The sequence below is a fragment of the Mycobacterium sp. IS-1556 genome, assembly GCF_001499985.1.
Classification (GTDB): Bacteria; Actinomycetota; Actinomycetes; order Mycobacteriales; family Mycobacteriaceae; genus Mycobacterium.
This window is the reverse complement of record NZ_LQIM01000002.1, coordinates 153,037-172,477: the sequence shown is the minus strand read 5'-3', so window position 1 is coordinate 172,477 and position 19,441 is coordinate 153,037. Positions and strand designations below refer to the sequence as shown.

Genomic DNA, 19,441 nt, shown 5'->3' with positions numbered 1-19,441 from the left:
CGGTCAGCGGCGCTCCCACAGGCAGTCGCCGCTCAGTTCGATCAAGAACATCCTGGGCGGCACCTCGAACTGCAGGCGTTGACCCGGCTCTCCGACAGCCGTTGCCGGTGCGCTGAGCTGGCCGGGAATCACCACTTCCTGCTGTTGCACGCGGCACTGCGCAGCCGAATTCTGAGGCGTCGCAGTCCATTTGCCCGAGACCATGTCCGGATTGCGCATGCCTTGTCCGTGCAGTTTGAGCGGCGAGCCGAAGCTCACCCAGCGATCGGCCGGCGGTTGCGGCGTGGTCACCGGCTGCCATGCACCACCCCGGCACACCGACGGGCCGTCGGCATCGGGCATCCGCGTCATCGCGCCCTCGAGATCCGCTGTGCAGCTGCCGCTTCCGGGTGGCGCGCCGGGTTCAGCGCAGGCCACCGGCGCGCTGGCCAGTGCGACGAGAATTCCGATGAGCGCCAGTCTGAGCATGCTCACACCTTGGACAGGTCCGTGCGCATCAGCATGACGTTGTAGTCGTCCCACAACGACAGGTTCCAGTACAGGTCGGTACCGGTGCCCTGGGTCGACGGCGACCACGGATGCATCATCGGCGCGTAGATGCCGCCGGGCTGCTGGCTCATCAGGACCTTCGCGCTCGACCAGGTGCCCTGCGGGGTGTCCGACGTCCGCATCACGATGTTGTTGAACTGATCGCCGTGGAGCACCACATATTTGTTCAACTGCTTGTTGTACTGCACGGACATTTCGCTGACCTGGTTGCCGGGATTGGCGACGCCGCAGGCACCCTGGTCTACTCCGAACACGGCCGTGGCCGCGGCGGGGTCGTTCTTGCGCCAGCCGGCCGGGGTCGCTCCCCAGCCGAAGAAGCCGGCGTTTCCGCCGTTCCAGTACTCGTACTTGGTCAGGTCCAGAATGTCCTGTTCGGGCACCCGCGACAGGTACGCGGCACCTTGTCGACCGTTGGGGGTGCCGTACATGTAGACGTATCCGTCGCCGGGCCGGACGAACGCCGACTGCTGGAAGTTCTGGTTGCCGCTCCACGGCTGGTTGTAGCGGACGGTCTGCGGCGCGACATGGAAGGTCTCGCCGTTGTCGTCGGACCACGCGATCGCCGAGTAGTTCGTCGTCCACGAACCCGGTGAGCCCCACTGGGACACCGACATGAAACTGACGTACTGGATGGCGCCGAACCGCGAGCCCGGTGTGGGTACCGAGATTCCCGCAGTCGGGATGAGCGTCACACCGGCGGGCAGACCTTCGGCGAAGATGACCTGCCTGGCCCGGTTCGGGTTGCCGTCGGGTCCCAACGGCGCGCCGCCGAACATGTTGCCGGTGTACCACTGACCGTTGGGAATCTCGATCCCGTTGGCGAGGTCCCAGTCGGAGCTGCGGAAGATGGTGTTGGACCGCCAGTCCACCGACATGTTCCCGTCGGCGAACGTGTCGCCGACGGCGATCAGGATCTGGTGTTCGTTGATCGGCGTGTTCGGATCGTCGGGAATGCCGTTGTCCCACATGATGCCGAGGTCCGTGCCGCCCACCCGGTAGCGGTCGACGGTGTTGGCCATCAGGTCCGAATATCCGCTGAGGGGATCGTTGGGATATTTGTACGCGCCCGTCACCCAGGAAACGAATTGTGTCGACGGGCTCACCTGTGGGTTGGGGAAGGGCGAGTAGAGCGGTCCCGCCGGCGCCGCCGCTGCTGCGAGCGCCAGCCTGGTCGCGGGTTCCACCAGCGTCGTCGCCGTCGGGGTGGGCCGCCCCGTCAACGCCGAGAAGAGGTTCTCGAATTCGCGGCGAGCGAATGCGAGCAGGCCCCAGATCAGCGGCGGTTGCGCGGGCGTCGTCGGCGCCGTGCCGGCCAACGGGTTGAGGACCCAATTGATCGCGCTGGACACGACATTGGCCACCGTGGTGAACAGGTTCGGCGGCGCGGTCGGGGTAGTCGCCGACGTCGGCTGAAAAGCGGCCATCGTCGACGATACGTCGTCGGTCGTCGCCGCCAACGAACGGGCATCGGCGAATACTGCGAACCTGGTCGGTTCCTGAACCGCCGCAGCGGGATTCGAGACCGACTGTACCGTGCGTGCCGTAGCGCTGGCGGACGGTTGTTCGATCGCCGCAGTAGCGGCCCCGTCGGGCTTCGACTGTGACGATGGAGATGAATCCGGTTTGCGCGCAGCAGTTTCCACTGAGTTCTTGGCCGGCTCGGCTGTCGGCGTTACCGTCGGTTCGGCTGTCGGCGTCGCGGTCGGTTCGGCTGTCGGCGTCCGCGTTGGTTCGGGTTCTGTCGTCGCGGTGGGCTCGGGTTCTGGTTCCGGTTTCGGCTCGTCTGGTGTCGCCGTCGTCTCGGCGGCGACGGTGACCTCCGGTGCTTTGGCGTCGGGCGCCGACCCGGTGTTGGTCTGCGCGCTGACCGTCACACCACCGGTGACGGTGGTTGTAGTCGTCGAGTTCTTCGACTCGTCGGCGTCCGCGTCGGACGGACCGTCGGTATCGGTCTCGGTCTCCGTCTCGGTCTCTGTCTCTGTCGACGTCCGACTGGAACCCGTGGTCACGCCGGTCGCTGAAGTCGCGGCACCGGTCCCGGATCCGCCCGACGGCTCTGTCGAGGATTGCTCGGAGTTGGCGGAGTTACCTGGTTGTGAGTCGGTGGTTTCGGCCGCTGCGATGCCGTGTCCCGAGGCAATCGCACTGCCCACGCCCAGAGCGACGGCCAATCCGCCGACACGACCGATGTACCTTGCTGCGCCCACGCTTCCCCTCCACGAGAAAGAAATCCCCCTCCCCGTCAATTAGCGCCATTTAATAGCACCGGCAGGCACCGCGCAGCAAAAAGGACAAATGTCGCATGAGCAACAAGCGTCCCTGTGGTTCTGATCGTGTACGGGTTTTGGCGACTGGCCCCGGGGCCAGCAACGCCGACTAGGAGAGCAGGCCGGCCTTGCGCAGCGCTTCGTCGTACAGTCCCATGGCCTCGCCGAGGCCGTCGTTGACCCAGGCGTCGACCATTCCGACCCGGTCGGCCACCAGTTGGATCTGGGTGACCCACTGCTGGAATTCGTCGTCGCGGCGCAGAGCGTCGATCTGCTCCTGGGAGCCTTGGATCAGGATGAACCCGCCGAGTTCGACGCTCTGCGGACGAAGGATCGCGGTGTCGAAGCGCTCGATTCTCCCGTCGCGCTGGAGGCGGTCGAGATAGCCCGTCGTGGACTGTCTGAGGAGTTCGAGAGCGTGCACTTCGCGTCCGCGCGCGGGGATTCCCCACGCGATCCAGAACCCTGCATCGGCCATGCGCCCATCATGCGCTGCCGGCGAGCGCTGTGACGGCGCCGACACGGCGGAAGATCGGGGAGTCGGGACGATGGTGGCTCCCCCGGCTGGACTCGAACCAGCAACCCTTCGGTTAACAGCCGAATGCTCTGCCAATTGAGCTACAGGGGACTGCTCACCCGCGATCACGCTAGTGTGCGGGCCGGGGGTTGACTCTAGCCTACGTCTCGCAGAACCCGCCAATACGCCGTCGCCCCGCGCGCTCTCAGGTACGTGAGGCAGGATGGGACCGAACACACCGTCGTCTGGAAGGGACCCAGTGATCGGGTATTTCGTCGTATTGGGTGTCGGCTATGTACTGGGCTCGAAGGCCGGCCGTCGCCGATATGAGCAGATCGCCGGAACCTACAAGGCGGTCACCGAGAGCCCGGCGGCCAAAGCCGTGATCGACGCCGGTCGGCGCAAGATCGCCGATCGGGTGTCGCCGGACCCGCCGATGGTCACGTTGACGGAGATCGACAACGGGACGACGGTGATCGGCCCCGATGTCGAGCAAGGAGAGAAGGTCCGTTAACGGTACGGGTCGTTGATGGTCTGGCCGGGGAACATGGGCGAAGTGTTGATGCCGACCCCGTCCGATCCGTTGAGGCCGACCTCCGGTGTGCCGACGTTGACGCCGTTGCCGTTGGAGTACGACAGGCACTTGCCGTCTTCCTTGTTGCCGAACCATGCCAGGCAGGCCGGCGCTGCCTGAGCATCAATCGCCGTCGATCCCAGCACGGCTGCCGCGAACGGAGCCGCGACCGCGGCCACCGCGAACGCGCCTGCAGCGACGAGCCGCCGCGCCCGGTTGTTGATCGATGTCACGTGCCCGCCTTCCTGACCGTCTCCGACGGTTTATAGCGCGCCCACCATATCGCGTTACCACCTGCTACGCAGAGATGTCGTCGCCGCTCGCCTGTTCCAGCAGGCTGCGGCGATACGCCTCCATCGCGACCAGGTCCCCGAACAACGCGTGATACTCGTCGCCCTGCTCAACCGGCGACATGCGCTGCAGCTTGGACTTCACCTCGGCGATCTGGCGGCCCACCCACACCTCCTGCAGCCGGGCCAGCACCCCGCCGATGTAGCGCGGCAACCGCTCGTCGTCGTCGACGTTGATGGCCTCGACTCCCAGTTCGTTGACCAGGTTCGCCGCCGCGGGCGTCGCGACGTTGGAGCGGACCGTCTCGATCCATTCCGCGCCGGACCGCCCCGTCGACGTCCCGCCGGCGGCCTCGATGGCCTGTCGCACCGCGGCATAACCCGGATGCGTGAAGCTCTCGACGGTCAGCGAGTCGAACACCGGGCCCGCCAGCGCCGGATACTGCAGCGCGGATTTGAGCGCTTCGCGCTGCGGCCACAGCGTCGGATCGGCCGGATCGGGCCGCGGCCCCGCCTCGGGGGTGCGGGCTCTGCGCGGCTGCGCCTGTTCGGTCGCGCCGCGCCGCCGACCGCCGCGGTCGGGCAGACCGCGCTTCTGGGCCTCCTCGCGAACCCGCGTCAACACCTGCGTGTCGTCGGCCCAGCCGACCCAGCCCGCCAGCCGTCGGGCGTACTCGTCGCGCAGCATCGGCTCCTTGATGCGCGCCACCATCGGTACGCACCGGCGTAGCGCCGACACCCGGCCCTCTGCGCTGTCGAGGTCGTGCTCGGCCAGCGCGGTGCGAATCGCGAACTCGAACAACGGAGTTCGTCGCGCCACCAGATCGCGCAGCGCACCCTCGCCGAAATGAAGCCGGATGTCACACGGATCCATCCCGGCTAATTTCTCTTCTGGGGCCACCGCCACGAACGACTGCCCCGCCAGGTTCTGCTCACCCTCGAACGCCTTGATCGCCGCGGCGCGCCCCGCGGCGTCCCCGTCGAAGACGTAGATCAGTTCGCCGCGAAAGAAATTGTCGTCCATCATCAGTCGCCGCAGCATCGACAGGTGGTCGTCGCCGAACGCGGTTCCGCACGACGCGACCGCCGTCGTCACCCCGGACAGGTGCATGGCCATTACGTCGGTGTAGCCCTCGACCACCACGGCCTGATGCCCCTTGGCGATGTCGCGCTTGGCCAGGTCCAGTCCGAACAGCACCGAGGACTTCTTGTACAGCACGGTTTCGGGTGTGTTGACGTACTTGGCTTCCATCGGGTCGTCGTCGAAGATGCGTCGGGCGCCGAAACCGATCACCTCGCTGCCGCTGGCCCTGATCGGCCACAGCAGCCGGCGGTGGAAGCGGTCCATCGGTCCGCGTTTGCCTTCGCGGGACAGCCCGGCCGCCTCGAGCTCCTTGAACTCGAATCCCTTGCGCAGCAGGTGTTTTGTGAGCGTGTCCCAGCCGGACGGGGCGAAGCCGCAGCCGAACCGCTTGGCCGCCTGAGCGTCGAAGTTGCGTTCGATCAGGTACTGGCGCGCGGGCGCGGCCTCGTCGGACTCCAGCGCGGTCGCGTAGAACTCCTGCGCGGCCGCGTTGGCCGCAAGCAACCGGCTGCGGCTGCCGCGGTCGCGCTGCACGTTCGTGGTCGACGCGCCGGTGTAGGTGATCGTGTAGCCGACGCGGTCGGCGAGCAGTTCGACCGATTCGACGAAGCTGACGTGTTCGATCTTCTGGACGAACGCGTAGACGTCGCCACCCTCACCGCAGCCGAAACAGTGGAAGTGGCCGTGGTTGGGCCGCACATGAAACGACGGCGACTTCTCGTCGTGAAACGGACACAGACCCTTCATCGAGTCTGCACCGGCCCGCCGCAGCTGCACGTAGTCGCCGACGACGTCCTCGATGCGAACCTGGTCACGGATGGCCGCGATGTCGCGATCAGGAATGCGGCCGGCCACCGGGCCAGTCTAGAGCGCCCGGCGTCGGGCGCGATCACGCTTAGGCCGGTTCCAACCGCTCCAACCGGCCCTCTGTGAAGGACGCAACCTGGTCGATGACCACGCGCAGCCGGGCGCCGTCGTCGCCTGCGGCGTTGAACGCCGGAACGAAGATCGGGTCGAGGGTGGCCGGGGCGCCCGCGGCCAACCACGCCACCACCCGGTGAACGCGCTCGCGCTGCTGTGCCTGCAGCTCCAGATGCCGAGGGTCGGACATGATGAACTGCAGCGCCAGGATCTTGAGCACCGCGACCTCGGCCCGGACCAGTTCCGGGACGCGCACGTCGGCCTGGTAGCGGACCACCGGACCCGGTCCGGATTCCTCGCGGGTGGCCGCGATGGCCGCGGAGGCGAACCGGCCGACCAATTCGCTGGTCAACCGTTTGAGCGCGACCGAGGCCGACAAGGTTCCGTCGTATTTGCCGACGGCGGCCACGACCGGCAGGTCAGAGAGTCGCGCCGCCGCGGCCACCAGATCGTCGGAGCGCAGCCCGGCGCCCATCCCGCTCGCCTCCCCCAGCCGGCCCAACTCGGCGGCCGCGTCGTTGTCGGCCAGCACCCGCATGTCGATGCGACCGGACACCACGCCGTCCTCGACGTCGTGCACGGAATACGCGACGTCGTCGGCCCAGTCCATCACCTGGGCCTCCAAGCACGGCTTGCCGGCGGGCGCACCGGTGCGCACCCACTCGGCGGCGGGCACGTCGTCCTCGTAGAAACCGAACTTGGCCGGCCGTTCGCCGCGCCGCCACGGGTACTTGGTGACGGCGTCCAGAGCGGCGCGGGTGAGGTTCAGGCCCGCGCTTTCGCCATCGGCGGCAACGACTTTCGGCTCTAGTCGGGTCAGGATGCGGAAGTTCTGCGCGTTGCCCTCGAAGCCGCCGCAGTCAGCGGCGATCTCGTTCAGCGCGCGCTCGCCGTTGTGCCCGTAGGGCGGATGCCCGATGTCGTGGGCCAACCCGGCGAGGTCGACGAGGTCGGGGTCGCAGCCCAACCCGATCGCCATCCCGCGGCCGATCTGGGCGACTTCCAGCGAGTGGGTCAGCCGCGTGCGCGGTGTCTCGCCCTGGCGCGGCCCGACCACCTGCGTCTTGTCGGCCAGCCGGCGCAGCGCCGCACAGTGCAGCACCCGGGCCCGGTCCCGCGCGAAATCGGTGCGGTGATGATTGTCGGCGCCCGGCAGCGCGGCACCCTTCGGTGGCTCGACCGCCCGTCGCTCGCGGTCGAACTCGTCGTAGGGATCTGCGTTCGCTGTCACCGACGAATAGTCTGCCAGCACCAACCGGCCGGACCGTGCCGCACATTAGATTGACGGCATGCGCCTTGTCCGCTTGCTGACCCTCGTGCTCGCCACGATCGCCGCCGGTGCGCTTGTCGCGCCCACGGCATCGGCTGAGACTCCGTTCCGGCTCCCGGGTTACGTCACCGACAACGCGGGCGTGCTGAACGCTGCCGGCCGTGCACAGGTGACCTCGGCGATCGACGAGTTGTACGCGAGCCGCAAGACCCGGTTGTGGGTCGTCTACGTCGAGTCGTTCTCCGGCCAGTCGGCGCAAACGTGGGCGCGTAACACGATGCGGGTGAGCGACCTGGGTGATTTCGACGCGCTGCTCGCCATCGCGACAGGCGATCGTGCGTATGCCTTCCTGGTTCCGAGCAGCGCCACCGAACTGAGTTCCAGCCGAGTGGAAAGCGTGCGGCGCAACGACATCGAACCCGCACTGCGTCAGGACGACTGGGTCGGTGCGGCGGTGGCCGCGGCCGAGGGTCTCGCTCAGTCCGCCGGCTCGGGTTCGACGATCAGCTGGTTCGGGTTGCTGGTCGCGCTGGGGGTGATCGCGCTTGCGGTGGTGCTGTTGATGTTCTGGCGACGGCGGCGGCGGCGCAAGCGCCGGGAGGCCGAGTTCGCCGCGGCACGTCGAGTGGATCCGACCGATCCCCACGCGCTGGCGGCGGTGTCGCTGGACGCCCTCGATGACCTGTCGCGCGCGATGGTGGTCGAAGTCGACAACGCCGTGCGCACCAGCGACCACGAATTGCAGCTCGCCGTAGAGGAATTCGGCACCGAGCGCACGGAGCCGTTCACGCGTGCGGTCAACAACGCCAAGACGACCCTCGGCCAGGCGTTCAACGTCCGGCAGATCCTCGACGACGCCATTCCGGAATCCCCGGCGCAGCGTCGCGACCTCTTGACTCGCGTGGTGGTCGCCGCCGCCAAGGCCGATCGTGAACTGGAAGCGCAGCGGGACGCGTTCGCAGACCTGCGGAATCTGGTGATCAACGCGCCGTCGCGCCTGGGCGCATTGACCCAGCAGGTGGTCGGCATCACCGCCCAGCTGGGCCCGTCGCAGCAGAAGCTCGAGCAACTGCACGGCGAGTTCGAGGCGACGGCGCTGAGTTCGGTGGCCGGCAATGTGGACGCGGCCAAGGAATTGCTGACCTTCGCCGACCAGAACATCGCCCGTGCGCGCGATCTTGCCGAGCGGCCGGTGGCGGGGCGCCAGACCGAACTCGTCGAATGTGTCCGCGCGGCCGAGGCCGCCTTGGCCCAGGCACGCGGGCTGCTGGACGCGGTGGACAGCGCTGCCAGTGACATCCGCCGGGCGGCCGCCACGCTGCCGGCGGCGATCGAAGACATTCAGAACGGCATCAAGCAGGCCGGCGCCCTGCTAAAGCAGGGCAACGTGCCGCAAGCCGCTCAGTTGGCTGAGGCCCGCGACGCTGCGGCGGTCGCGGTGGCGGCCGCGCAGCGCTCGAATTCGGCTGACCCGCTGGGCTCCTTCACCGAGCTGACGAAGGCCGACGCGGATCTTGACCGGCTGCTGGCCGCCGTCGAACAGGAACGGGAAGCGGCCGAGCGACTCAACCGGGCGTTGGACGAAGCGCTGTTCACTGCCCGGTCGCGGGTTCGGTCGGTGTCGGATTTCATCGACACCCGCCGCGGCATCGTCGGTCCGGAGGCCCGCACCCGGCTGGCCGAGGCCGTCCGACAGATCGGCGCGGCCGAGGAGAAGCGGTCGACGGATCCGGCCGGGGCCATCGCGCACGCCAACGGCGCGGCGATGCTCGCGTCGCAGGCGCAGACCCTCGCCAACGCCGATATGCAGAACGCGCGTCACTCGTATATGGGTGGTCCATTCGGCGGCGGGGGCGGCGGGGGCAACATGGGCGCGATCATCGGCGGGATCCTGATCGGCAACATCCTCAGCGGAGGAATGCGTGGCGGTTTCGGCGGCGGTTTCGGCGGCGGTGGCTTCAGTCCCGGTTCGTTCGGCGGCTCCGGCGGCGGGGGCGGAATGTTCGGCGGCGGCGGCCGGTTCTAGCCGCTAACCGCGCGCGCCGCGCGAGCAGACGCAAAATGTCCCGAAAAGCCGCGATTTAAGGGCAATTTGCGTCTGCTCGCGGGAGGTGTCGCGGGAGGTTCAGCAGCCCTTGAGGCGAACGGCGAGGTAGTCGCTGACGTTGTCGAGGGCGACGCGGTCCTGCGTCATCGCGTCGCGCTCGCGGATCGTCACGGCCTGGTCCTCGAGCGAGTCGAAATCGACCGTCACGCAGAACGGGGTGCCGATCTCGTCCTGGCGGCGGTAGCGGCGGCCGATCGCTCCGGCGTCGTCGAACTCAACGTTCCAGTTCTTGCGCAGTTCGGCCGCGAGGTCGCGCGCCTTCGGTGAGAGTGCCTCGTTACGCGACAGCGGCAGCACAGCGGCTTTGACCGGCGCGAGCCGCGGATCCAGCCGTAGCACGGTGCGCTTGTCGACGCCGCCCTTGGCGTTGGGCGCCTCGTCCTCGGCGTAGGCGTCGACGAGAAACGCCATGAACGACCGCGTCAACCCGGCTGCCGGTTCGATCACGTACGGCACATAACGGGTGTCGTTGGCCTGATCGTAGTACGACAGGTCGACGCCGGAATGCTTTGTGTGCGTGGACAAGTCGAAGTCGGTGCGGTTGGCGACACCCTCCAGCTCGCCCCACGGGTTGCCGACGAAGCCGAATTTGTACTCGATGTCGACCGTGCGGTCGGAGTAGTGCGACAGCTTCTCCTTGGGGTGCTCGTAGAGGCGGAGGTTGTCGCGGTCGATGCCGAGTTCGACGTACCACTGCAGCCGCTCGTCGATCCAATACTGGTGCCACTCGCGGGCCGTCGACGGCTCGACGAAGAACTCCATCTCCATCTGCTCGAACTCGCGGGTCCGGAAGATGAAGTTGCCGGGAGTGATTTCGTTGCGGAAGCTCTTACCCGTCTGGGCGATACCGAATGGCGGCTTTTTGCGTTGTGTGGTAACGACATTGGTGAAGTTGACGAAGATGCCCTGCGCGGTCTCCGGCCGCAGATAGTGCAGCCCTTCCTCGGTCTCGATCGGCCCGAGGTAGGTCTTGAGCATCATGTTGAAGTCGCGCGGCTCGGTCCACTGGCCCTTGGTCCCGCAGTCCGGGCAGGCGATGTCGCTCATCGGCACCGAGTCGGGATCGTCGATCCCCTTCTTCTCGGCGTACGCCTCCTGCATGTGGTCCTGCCGGTGGCGCTTGTGGCAGTTGAGGCACTCGACCAGCGGATCGTTGAACACGTCGACGTGCCCGGAGGCCACCCACACCTCGCGCGGCAGGATGATCGCCGAGTCGAGGCCAACGACGTCGTCGCGGCTGGTGACCACCGAGCGCCACCACTGGCGCTTGATGTTCTCCTTGAGCTCCACCCCGAGCGGGCCGTAATCCCACGCCGATCTGGTGCCGCCGTAGATCTCCCCCGATTGGTAGACCAGGCCGCGCCGCTTGGCCAGGTTCGCGACGGTGTCGATGATCGAAGAAGATGAAGCCACGAACGCACAGCCTAGCGACCGCCACATTCCCCGCGAGCGACCGCATTTGCACACGACACGCCGCAGACTTCGCGAACAGACACGGTCGCTCGCGCTGAAGGTGGCTCGGTTTCCGGCGTTGACATGCATCGAAGCGCATGTATTGTGGCGGTCATAATGAAAACCGTTTCCACTTGGGCTGACGGACACCCCGCGACCGCTGAAGCCACCCACGACCACAGCGGCGAACCGTTTCCCGAACTGCCGCCGCGCGATGTGCTCGACACTTCCGGCGACCTGCTGCGGGCACTGGCCGCCCCGGTGCGCATCGCGATCGTGCTGCAGCTGCGGGAGTCGGCGCGCTGCGTGCATGAACTCGTCGACGCGCTGGCCGTACCGCAACCGCTGGTCAGCCAGCATCTGCGAATCCTCAAGGCCGCTGGTGTGGTGGCCGGCGAGCGATCCGGACGCGAAGTGATGTACCGCCTCGTCGATCACCACCTCGCCGAGATCGTCGTCGCGGCGGTGACGCATGCGGCCGAGGCGGGCCAGTGAGCATGGGAGTGCGCGCCACCCGGCAGCGGGCGGCCATCGCGGCGCTGCTGGACAACCTCGACGAGTTCCGCTCCGCCCAGGAACTGCACGACGAGTTGCGGCGCCGCGGTGAAGGCATCGGGCTGACGACGGTCTACCGCACCCTGCAGCAGATGGCGACCGCGGGCGTCGTCGACACGTTGCGCACCGACACCGGCGAGTCGGTGTACCGGCGCTGCTCAGAGGACCACCATCACCACCTGGTGTGCCGCGTATGCGGGTCGACGGTGGAAATTCAGGGCGGTGACGTCGAAACCTGGGCCGCCGACGTCGCCCACGAACACGGCTTCTCCGATGTCAGCCACACGATCGAAATCTTCGGCGTCTGCGGCGACTGCGCGGCCGGAAGCCCTGAGACTCCGCGGGCTCGAAACTGAACTTCTGCACGAGATTCCGGCGGCGGGACGGCGCACACAAGTTCAGTTTCGGCGCGAACGATTCAGCCGACTAGCGCGCGACGCACCTCGGAACCGGTGGCCAGCACCATGAGGATGAGCGTGCGCAGCGCGTCGTCGGTCAACCCGGCGGCGGGAAAGTTGTAGCGCAACAGCACATCCGCGGCCTTCTTCGAGTTGCGCTTGGCCCCCGCGGCGACCTCCTTGGGCCCGCTCTTGGCCGCCAGCGACACCGTGCCCAGCAGCGTGTTATGGGCATGCTCGGCGACCTTGGCTCGCAGCTTGGCGTCCAGCGGCAGGTCCCAGGCCAGGATCTGGGTGAGCGACACCAACTCGAGTCCTTCGGCGACCGGAACCGTGCGCAGCGAGGCGAACGTCTCGTCGTGATGGACGGTCACCGCGCCGTCGGCCTCGCGCGTGACGGGCAGCACCCCCTCGAGGATCTCGCCGAGCCGATCTTGCAGCGCCATCACGCCCTACCGAAGCGTCGGTTGCGGTTGACGTACTCCCCGCAGGCGGCCCACAGATCGCGGCGGTCGTAGTCGGGCCACAGCTTGTCCTGGAACACGAACTCGGCGTATGCCGCCTGCCACAGCAGGAAGTTGCTGGCGCGCTGCTCCCCCGAGGTCCGGATGAACAGGTCGACGTCGGGGATGTCGGAGCGGTGCAGGTGCTTGGCGAAGGTGGCCTCGCTGATGCGATTCGGCTTGATCCTGCCGTCGGCCGCCAGCTGCGCGAGCTCGCGGGTCGCCTCGACGATCTCGGTGCGGCCACCGTAGTTGACGCAGTAGTTGATCGTGATGACGTCGTTGCCGACGGTCATCTGCTCGGCGATGTCGAACTCCTTGATCACGCTGCGCCACATCCGCGGTCGCGAACCGACCCAACGCATCCGTACGCCCATGTCGTTGAGGTTCTCCCTGCGCCGACGCACCACTTCCCGGTTGAAGCCCATCAGGAAGCGCACCTCCTCGGTGCTGCGGTTCCAGTTCTCGGTGGAGAACGCATACACCGTCAGGTGCTTGATACCGATTTCTATTGCGCCGCAGGTGATGTCGATGAGCACGGCCTCCCCCATCTTGTGCCCCTCGGTGCGGTGCAGGCCACGCTGGGTGGCCCAGCGGCCGTTGCCGTCCATGACGACGGCGACGTGGCGGGGCACCTGGTCGGCCGGAATCCTTGGCGCGGCCTCCTTGGAGGTGTGCTGGGGCGGGCGGGCGAACCGGCCGTTGGTGCCTGCCGGGATCTCGGGGAAGACGACGGGCCACGTCGACTTGTCGGGGAACGTCGGGTAGTCGTCAGGCGCCGGGGGCAGCTGTGGGTAGATTGCCGGGGCCTTCCTCCGCCCAGCCCGTTCGCTTGCCATGGGGCACATCCTGCCCGACCAGCGACACATGCTGGTCGACCACCACCGCGGTGCGGTGATCGCCCAGGGTCCTGTCCACCCGGTACACCCGCTCGACCAGCGGCAACGTCCGCAGTTGGCGCTCCAGATGCCACTGCAGATGCGCGGCGACCAGCCCACTGGCCTGGCTCCGGTGCGACGACGTCGACGTCTCGGCGTGCTCCCAGTCCCCGTCGTGCAGCGCAGCCATCAAGTCCAGTACCCCCTGCGGCGGCGTCACCGACCCCGACGGCCGGCAGTGCACGCACACGCTGCCCCCGGCCGCCACATGGAAGGCCCGGTGCGGACCCGGCGCGGCACACCGGGCGCATTCGGTCAGCGCCGGGGCCCACCCCGCGATCCCCATGGCCCGCAACAAGTAGGCGTCCAGCACGAGCTCACGGGGTCGGCCGCCGTCGGCCACCGCCCGCAATGCGGCCACCGTCAGCCGGTGCAGCGCGGGCATCGGGGCGCGTTCCTCACCGGCCAGACGTTCGGCGGTCTCCAGCACCGCGCATGCGCAGGTGTAGCGGCCGTAGTCACTGACGATGTCGGAGGCGAACGCGTCGATGGCCTGCACCTGGGTGACGATGTCGAGATTCCGGCCGGGATGCAGCTGAACGTCGATGTGCGCGAACGGCTCCAGCCTGGCGCCGAACTTGCTGCGGGTGCGCCGCACCCCCTTGGCCACCGCCCGCACCAACCCGTGGTCACGGGTCAGAAGTGTCACGATCCGGTCGGCCTCGCCGAGCTTGTGCTGGCGCACCACCACCGCCCGGTCCCGATACAGCCGCATCGGTTCAGTCTCCCACCACCATCCGTCAGATTCCGATTCGCACCGCCGATATCCTCTGAGGTGATGGTCAACGACGCGCGATTCCCCACCCTGACTCAACAGCTCTTCCAGCTCGCGAGCGGCTCAGTCACGTCGGTGGAACTGGTCCAGCGCTCGCTCGACGCCATCACGGCCAGCCAGCCGACACTGAACGCGTTCCGCGTGGTGTTCACCGACCGGGCACTCGCCGACGCCGCCCGCGCGGACCGCAAACGTGCCGCGGGCCAGGATCTTTCGAAACATCCACTCTTGGGCATTCCGATCGCGGTCAAAGACGACGTCGACGTCGCCGGGGTGCCGACCCGCTTCGGCGCCGACGGTACGGTCCGGCCCGCCGCCCAGGACGCCGAGGTGGTGCGGCGGTTGCGGGCGGCGGGTGCGGTCATCGTCGGCAAGACCAACACCTGCGAACTGGGTCAGTGGCCGTTCACCAGCGGGCCGGCGTTCGGGCACACGCGCAACCCGTGGTCACGCGAGCACACTCCCGGTGGGTCCTCGGGCGGTAGCGCCGCGGCGGTGGCGGCCGGACTGGTGACCGCCGCGATCGGCTCCGACGGCGCGGGCAGCGTGCGCATCCCCGCGGCGTGGACGCATCTGGTCGGCATCAAACCGCAGCGCGGCCGCATCTCGACATGGCCGCTGCCGGAGGCGTTCAACGGCATCACGGTCAACGGCGTGCTGGCCCGCACGGTCACCGATGCCGCACTGGTGCTCGACGCCGCGTCCGGAAACGTCGCGGGCGATCGTCATCAGCCGCCGCCGGTGAACGTTTCGGAGTGCGTCGCGCAGGCGCCCGGCCCGCTGCGCATCGCGATGTCGACGAAGTTTCCTTTCACGGTGTTCCGGGCCACGCTGCATCCGGAGATCCGCGCGGCGATGGACGTCGTCGCCGAACAACTGCAGCAACTCGGGCACACCGTCGTCGCGGCGGACCCCGAGTACACGCTCGGCATGTCGTGGAATTTCCTGTCCAGGTCGACGTCGGGACTGCTGGAGTGGGCCGACCGGCTCGGCCACGACGTCAGGCTCGACAAGCGGACCAAGGCCAACATGCGCATGGGCCGGTTGCTCTCGGAGCATGTGCTGCGCAAGGCCCGCGCTCGCGAAGCCCGCGCGCACCGCCGGATCGGCTACCTGTTCAACATCACCGACGTGGTGTTGGCGCCGACCACCGCACAACCCCCGCCCAAGGTGCACGAGTTCGACCGCCTCGGCGGGCTGTCGACCGACCGCACGATGATCAAGGCCTGCCCGGTCACCTGGCCGTGGAACCTGCTTGGCTGGCCGTCGATCAACGTGCCCGCCGGGTTCACCAGCGACGGCCTGCCGATCGGCGTGCAGTTGATGGGACCGGCGAACAGCGAGCCGCTGCTGATCTCGCTGGCCGCAGAGTTGGAGGCGATCAACGGCTGGGCGATGAAGCAGCCGGAACCCTGGTGGCTTCCCGAACCGGCGCCAGATCCTGAGCCGGCGGCCTCCGATGTGCCCATAACGGGTCCCGACCGGCCAGAACACGAGGACGTCTCCGACGAGGTCGCGTAAAGTCTCCCGGAATGAGAGCGCTGCGCTACACCCGTGCGGTTCCGGTGCTGGCCTTGATGGGCGGCCTGGTGGGTGGCGCCGTCGCCGGTGCTCCGGGCGCCGCCGCTGACAACAAACGGCTCAACGACGGCGTGGTGGCCAACGTCTACACCATGCAACGTCAGGCCGGCTGCGACACCGACATCAAGATCAACCCGAAGCTGCGGCTGGCCGCCGAATGGCACACCAACGACGTGCTGAACAACCGGGCGCTGAACGGCGACACCGGCTCGGACGGGTCGAGCGTCACCGACCGTGCGCGTAAGGCGGGCTACGCGGGCGGCGTCGCCGAAACGGTGGCGATCAACCCGGCGTTGGCGATCAGCGGCATCGAGTTGATCAACCAGTGGTACCACCGGCCGGACTACCACGCGATCATGAGCGACTGCTCCAACGTCGACATCGGTGTCTGGTCGGCGAACTCGCTCGACCGCAGCGTGGTGGTCGCGGTGTACGGCAAGGGCGATGTGGCGCCACCTGCGCACGGGCCGGGCCGGCCGTTCGGAGAGCCGGGCTCGGGCGCCCAAAGCTAGACGCCCATAGCTAGAAGCCCAAGCGGCCCAGCTGTTTCGGGTCGCGCTGCCAGTTCTTGGCGACCTTGACCCGCAGATCGAGGAACACCTTGGTGCCCAGCAGCTTCTCGATCTGTGTGCGGGCCGCGGTGCCGACCTCGCGCAGCCTGGCGCCGCCCTTGCCGATCACGATGCCCTTTTGGCTGTCGCGTTCGACGTACAGGATCGCGTACACATCAACAAGCGGGTTCAGGTCGTCGCGGTCCTCCCGCGGCGTGACCTCCTCGATGACGACGGCCAGCGAGTGCGGCAGCTCGTCGCGCACACCCTCGAGCGCGGCCTCGCGGATCAGCTCGGCCATCAGGGTTTCCTCGGGCTCGTCGGTGAGCTCGCCGTCGGGATAGAACGCCGGTCCCGGTGGCAGTTGGGCGGCCAGCACGTCGACGAGCACGTCGAGGTTGTCAGCCGCGGTCGCCGACACCGGAACGATCTCCACGTCGGGGCCGACCAGCTCGCTGACCGCGACCAGTTGTGCGGCGACGCGGTCCTTGGGGACCTTGTCGATCTTGGTGACCACGGCGACCAGCGTGGTCTTGGGCGCGACGGCGCGGATCTGGTCGTGGATCCACCGGTCCCCCGGCCCGATCTTCTCGTCGGCCGGGATGCACCACCCGATGACGTCGACCTCGGAGTAGGTGTCCTTGACCAGATCGTTGAGCCGCTGCCCCAGCAAGGTGCGCGGCCGGTGCAGGCCCGGTGTGTCGACGAGGATGATCTGAAAGTCCTCGCGGTGCACGATGCCGCGGATGGTGTGCCGGGTGGTCTGCGGCCGGTTGGATGTGATCGCCACCTTCGCGCCGACCAGCGCGTTGGTCAGCGTGGACTTGCCGGTGTTCGGCCGCCCGACGAAACAGACGAAGCCGGAGCGGAATTCGCTGCTCATTTCGCGCCGAGACTGCGGGGAGATCGCGAAATCCGCCAGAAACGCGATCTCTGCGCAGTTTCGACGGTCATGGGATCACCGTGCCGGCTCGATCGGTGACGATCACCTCGGCGTCCGCCGACAGTTCACGCACCGCGGCCACCCCCGCGTCGTCGAGAGAGCCGCCGACGAGCACCGCGGCCTCCAGACCGGTTGCGCCGCTGGCGACCGCCGCGGCGACGGCGACCTGAAGCGCGGTGAGTTGCAACGTCTTCAACGCCACCGGGGCGCCGGCGTAGGTGCGGCCTTCGACGTCGCGCACGGCCGCGCCGCTGCCCGCCTCGGCGCGGCCCATCGCGCCGCGGGCCAGGGTCACCAGCTTGGCGTCCTCGGCGTCGAGCTCACTCATCGTCGTCGTCTCCTTCGGGAGTCTCGGTACGGCTGACCAGAACAGTGCCGATGCGCACCCGCCCGCGGTGGTCCGGTCCGCCTTCGGCCTTCAGCCGCAACCCGTCCCACGTCACCTCGGCGCCAGGCAGCGGCACCCTGCCGAGTTCCAGTGCGACCAGGCCGCCGACGGTGTCCACGTCGAGATCGTCGTCGAATTCGATGTCGTACAGTTCACCGAGGTCTTCGATCGGCAGCCGGGCAGACACCCGATAGCGGTTGTCGCCCAACTCTTCTACGGGCACCACTTCGCCGGCGTCGTACTCGTCGACGATCTCGCCGACGATCTCCTCGAGCACGTCCTCGATGGTGACCAGGCCGGCGATGGCACCGTACTCGTCGACCAGCAGGACCATGTGGACGCGGTCGCGCTGCATCTCGCGCAGCAGCTCGTCCAGCGGCTTGGAGTCCGGCACGAACACCGTGCGGCGCATCACGTCGGAGACTTTGGTGCCGCGACCGCCGTCGGTCGAGTAATACGTCCGCTGGACAAGGTCTTTGAGATACACGACGCCGACCACGTCGTCGACGTTCTCGCCGATGACCGGAATGCGGGAGTGGCCGCTGCGCACCGCGAGCGAGGTCGCCTGCCCCGCTGTCTTGTCGCTCTCGATCCACACCATCTCGGTACGCGGCACCATCACCTCGCGCGCCGGGGTGTCGCCGAGTTCGAAGACCGACTGGATCATCCGCCGCTCGTCGTCGGCCACCACACCGCGCTGCTGCGCCAGGTCGACCACTTCACGGAGTTCGATCTCGGAGGCGAACGGGCCGTTACGGAATCCGCGGCCGGGGGTCAATGCGTTACCGATCAACACCAGCAGCCGGCTGATCGGCGTCAGCAGCACCGAAAGCACCTGCAGCGGAAGCGCGGCCAGCAACGCGATCGTGTACGCGTGTTGCCTGCCCAGGGTGCGCGGCCCCACGCCGATCACGACGAAGCTGACCACGACCATGATCGAGGCGGCCACGAACAGTCCCCATGTGACGCCGAGGTGGCCGTCGAGGTAGGCGGCGAGCAGCACGGTCGGGCCGACTTCGCAGGCGATGCGCAGCAATACGATCAGGTTGATGTAGCGCGGGCGTTCGGCCACCACCTTGGCCAGGCGCACCGCTCCGGGTCGCTCGTCGCGGACGAGTTCCTCGACGCGCGCCATCGACACGGTGCTCAGCGCGGCGTCGATCGCCGCGAACAGCCCGCCGAAGGCGACGAGCACGATCGCGAAGATCAGCTGTCCGACACCGGTCACAGTTCGTCGAAGAATCGGGAGTTGTCGAGGAGCCGGCGTTCCTTCTCGGACTGGCGGTCCTGGTGGTACGCCTCGACCTGGTCGGCCACCCACTCCTCGAGCAGTTGGCGCTGCAGGGTGAACATCTCTTTTTCCTCGGCGGGCTCGGCGTGGTCGTAGCCCAGCAGGTGCAGCACTCCGTGCACGGTGAGAAGCGCCAGTTCCTGGCCCAGCGAGTGGCCGGCCGCGGTGGCCTGTTCGGCGGCGAACTGCGGGCACAGCGCGATGTCACCGAGCATGGCCGGGCCGGGTTCGGGCGCATCGGGCCGCCCGCCGGGCTCCAGCTCGTCCATCGGGAAGCTCATCACGTCGGTGGGGCCCGGCAGGTCCATCCACCGCATGTGCAGGTCGGCCATCGCCGCGGTGTCGAGCAGCACCATCGACAGTTCGGCCGCGGGGTTGACGTTCATCTTGCGGATGACGAAGCGGGCGACGCTGATCAGTTCCTCTTCGGAGACGTCGATGCCCGACTCATTGGACACCTCGATGCTCATATCGAAATGCTCATGCC

The 19,441-nt window shown here is 67.8% G+C and carries 20 protein-coding genes and 1 tRNA gene; 6 read left to right on the top strand and 15 right to left on the bottom strand.

What is annotated here, in order from left to right:
- Positions 1-3: 3 nt before the first annotated feature.
- The 4 genes from AU187_RS03845 to AU187_RS03830 form a co-directional block, all read right to left on the bottom strand.
- Positions 4-468, bottom strand: a complete 465-nt coding sequence (locus AU187_RS03845) for a hypothetical protein (RefSeq protein WP_059102466.1) — start codon at positions 466-468, stop codon at positions 4-6.
- 2 nt (positions 469-470) lie between these two features.
- Positions 471-2,756, bottom strand: a complete 2,286-nt coding sequence (locus tag AU187_RS03840) for a DUF5005 domain-containing protein (RefSeq protein ID WP_059102465.1) — start codon at positions 2,754-2,756, stop codon at positions 471-473.
- A 169-nt stretch (positions 2,757-2,925) separates the two neighbouring features.
- Complete coding sequence (locus tag AU187_RS03835; RefSeq protein ID WP_059102464.1) at positions 2,926-3,294, bottom strand: hypothetical protein; 369 nt, start codon at positions 3,292-3,294, stop codon at positions 2,926-2,928.
- A 74-nt stretch (positions 3,295-3,368) separates the two neighbouring features.
- Positions 3,369-3,444, bottom strand: a tRNA-Asn gene (locus tag AU187_RS03830).
- Positions 3,445-3,592: 148 nt separating this feature from the next.
- On the opposite strand from AU187_RS03830, the gene AU187_RS03825 reads away from it, so the two are divergent.
- The gene (locus AU187_RS03825; RefSeq protein ID WP_059102463.1) at positions 3,593-3,847 is read left to right on the top strand and encodes a hypothetical protein; all 255 of its coding nucleotides are present in this window, start codon (positions 3,593-3,595) and stop codon (positions 3,845-3,847) included.
- Here the strand turns inward: AU187_RS03825 and AU187_RS03820 are convergent.
- The 3 genes from AU187_RS03820 to AU187_RS03810 form a co-directional block, all read right to left on the bottom strand.
- Positions 3,844-4,140, bottom strand: coding sequence for a DUF7155 family protein (locus AU187_RS03820; RefSeq protein ID WP_059102462.1), 297 nt, complete (start codon positions 4,138-4,140; stop codon positions 3,844-3,846). The genes AU187_RS03825 and AU187_RS03820 overlap by 4 nt on opposite strands.
- A gap of 64 nt (positions 4,141-4,204) precedes the next feature.
- Entirely contained in the window at positions 4,205-6,136 is a 1,932-nt protein-coding gene (gene dnaG, locus AU187_RS03815; RefSeq protein ID WP_059102461.1) for a DNA primase, read from the bottom strand.
- A 40-nt stretch (positions 6,137-6,176) separates the two neighbouring features.
- Entirely contained in the window at positions 6,177-7,433 is a 1,257-nt protein-coding gene (locus AU187_RS03810) for a deoxyguanosinetriphosphate triphosphohydrolase (RefSeq protein WP_059102501.1), read from the bottom strand.
- 58 nt (positions 7,434-7,491) lie between these two features.
- On the opposite strand from AU187_RS03810, the gene AU187_RS03805 reads away from it, so the two are divergent.
- The gene (locus tag AU187_RS03805) at positions 7,492-9,498 is read left to right on the top strand and encodes a TPM domain-containing protein (protein WP_059102460.1); all 2,007 of its coding nucleotides are present in this window, start codon (positions 7,492-7,494) and stop codon (positions 9,496-9,498) included.
- A gap of 99 nt (positions 9,499-9,597) precedes the next feature.
- Here AU187_RS03805 and AU187_RS03800 read toward each other — a convergent pair whose 3' ends face one another.
- On the bottom strand, positions 9,598-11,019 hold the full coding sequence (locus tag AU187_RS03800; protein ID WP_059102459.1) for a glycine--tRNA ligase: 1,422 nt from the start codon (positions 11,017-11,019) through the stop codon (positions 9,598-9,600).
- Between the two features lie 129 nt (positions 11,020-11,148).
- On the opposite strand from AU187_RS03800, the gene AU187_RS03795 reads away from it, so the two are divergent.
- Complete coding sequence (locus tag AU187_RS03795) at positions 11,149-11,526, top strand: ArsR/SmtB family transcription factor (protein WP_059102458.1); 378 nt, start codon at positions 11,149-11,151, stop codon at positions 11,524-11,526.
- 2 nt (positions 11,527-11,528) lie between these two features.
- Entirely contained in the window at positions 11,529-11,942 is a 414-nt protein-coding gene (locus AU187_RS03790) for a Fur family transcriptional regulator (protein WP_172800153.1), read from the top strand.
- Positions 11,943-12,004: 62 nt separating this feature from the next.
- Here AU187_RS03790 and AU187_RS03785 read toward each other — a convergent pair whose 3' ends face one another.
- Genes AU187_RS03785 through recO form a run of 3 tightly spaced genes read right to left on the bottom strand, consistent with a single transcriptional unit; the run spans position 12,005 to position 14,140 of the window.
- The gene (locus AU187_RS03785) at positions 12,005-12,430 is read right to left on the bottom strand and encodes a hypothetical protein (protein ID WP_059102456.1); all 426 of its coding nucleotides are present in this window, start codon (positions 12,428-12,430) and stop codon (positions 12,005-12,007) included.
- Positions 12,430-13,326 carry a decaprenyl diphosphate synthase gene (locus AU187_RS03780; RefSeq protein ID WP_059102455.1) on the bottom strand — a complete coding sequence of 299 codons (897 nt, stop codon included), beginning with the start codon at positions 13,324-13,326 and terminating at the stop codon, positions 12,430-12,432. The genes AU187_RS03785 and AU187_RS03780 overlap by 1 nt, the downstream gene beginning before the upstream one ends.
- The gene (recO, locus tag AU187_RS03775) at positions 13,259-14,140 is read right to left on the bottom strand and encodes a DNA repair protein RecO (RefSeq protein ID WP_059102454.1); all 882 of its coding nucleotides are present in this window, start codon (positions 14,138-14,140) and stop codon (positions 13,259-13,261) included. Before recO ends, AU187_RS03780 begins: the two co-directional genes overlap by 68 nt.
- Positions 14,141-14,203: 63 nt before the next feature.
- Between recO and AU187_RS03770 the strand changes: the two genes are divergently transcribed.
- Both AU187_RS03770 and AU187_RS03765 read left to right on the top strand, forming a co-directional pair.
- Complete coding sequence (locus tag AU187_RS03770) at positions 14,204-15,721, top strand: amidase (protein WP_059102453.1); 1,518 nt, start codon at positions 14,204-14,206, stop codon at positions 15,719-15,721.
- 11 nt (positions 15,722-15,732) lie between these two features.
- Entirely contained in the window at positions 15,733-16,293 is a 561-nt protein-coding gene (locus tag AU187_RS03765; protein WP_059102452.1) for a CAP domain-containing protein, read from the top strand.
- Positions 16,294-16,303: 10 nt separating this feature from the next.
- Here the strand turns inward: AU187_RS03765 and era are convergent, their stop codons facing one another.
- From era to ybeY, 4 genes are all read right to left on the bottom strand, one after another.
- On the bottom strand, positions 16,304-17,215 hold the full coding sequence (era, locus tag AU187_RS03760; protein ID WP_059102451.1) for a GTPase Era: 912 nt from the start codon (positions 17,213-17,215) through the stop codon (positions 16,304-16,306).
- A gap of 67 nt (positions 17,216-17,282) precedes the next feature.
- Positions 17,283-17,603 carry a cytidine deaminase-like protein gene (locus tag AU187_RS03755; protein ID WP_059102450.1) on the bottom strand — a complete coding sequence of 107 codons (321 nt, stop codon included), beginning with the start codon at positions 17,601-17,603 and terminating at the stop codon, positions 17,283-17,285.
- A complete protein-coding gene (locus AU187_RS03750) occupies positions 17,596-18,891 on the bottom strand; it encodes a hemolysin family protein (RefSeq protein WP_059102449.1) in 1,296 nt (431 codons plus the stop codon). The genes AU187_RS03755 and AU187_RS03750 overlap by 8 nt, the downstream gene beginning before the upstream one ends.
- Positions 18,888-19,424, bottom strand: a complete 537-nt coding sequence (gene ybeY / locus AU187_RS03745; protein WP_059102448.1) for an rRNA maturation RNase YbeY — start codon at positions 19,422-19,424, stop codon at positions 18,888-18,890. The genes AU187_RS03750 and ybeY overlap by 4 nt, the downstream gene beginning before the upstream one ends.
- Positions 19,425-19,441 lie beyond the last annotated feature (17 nt).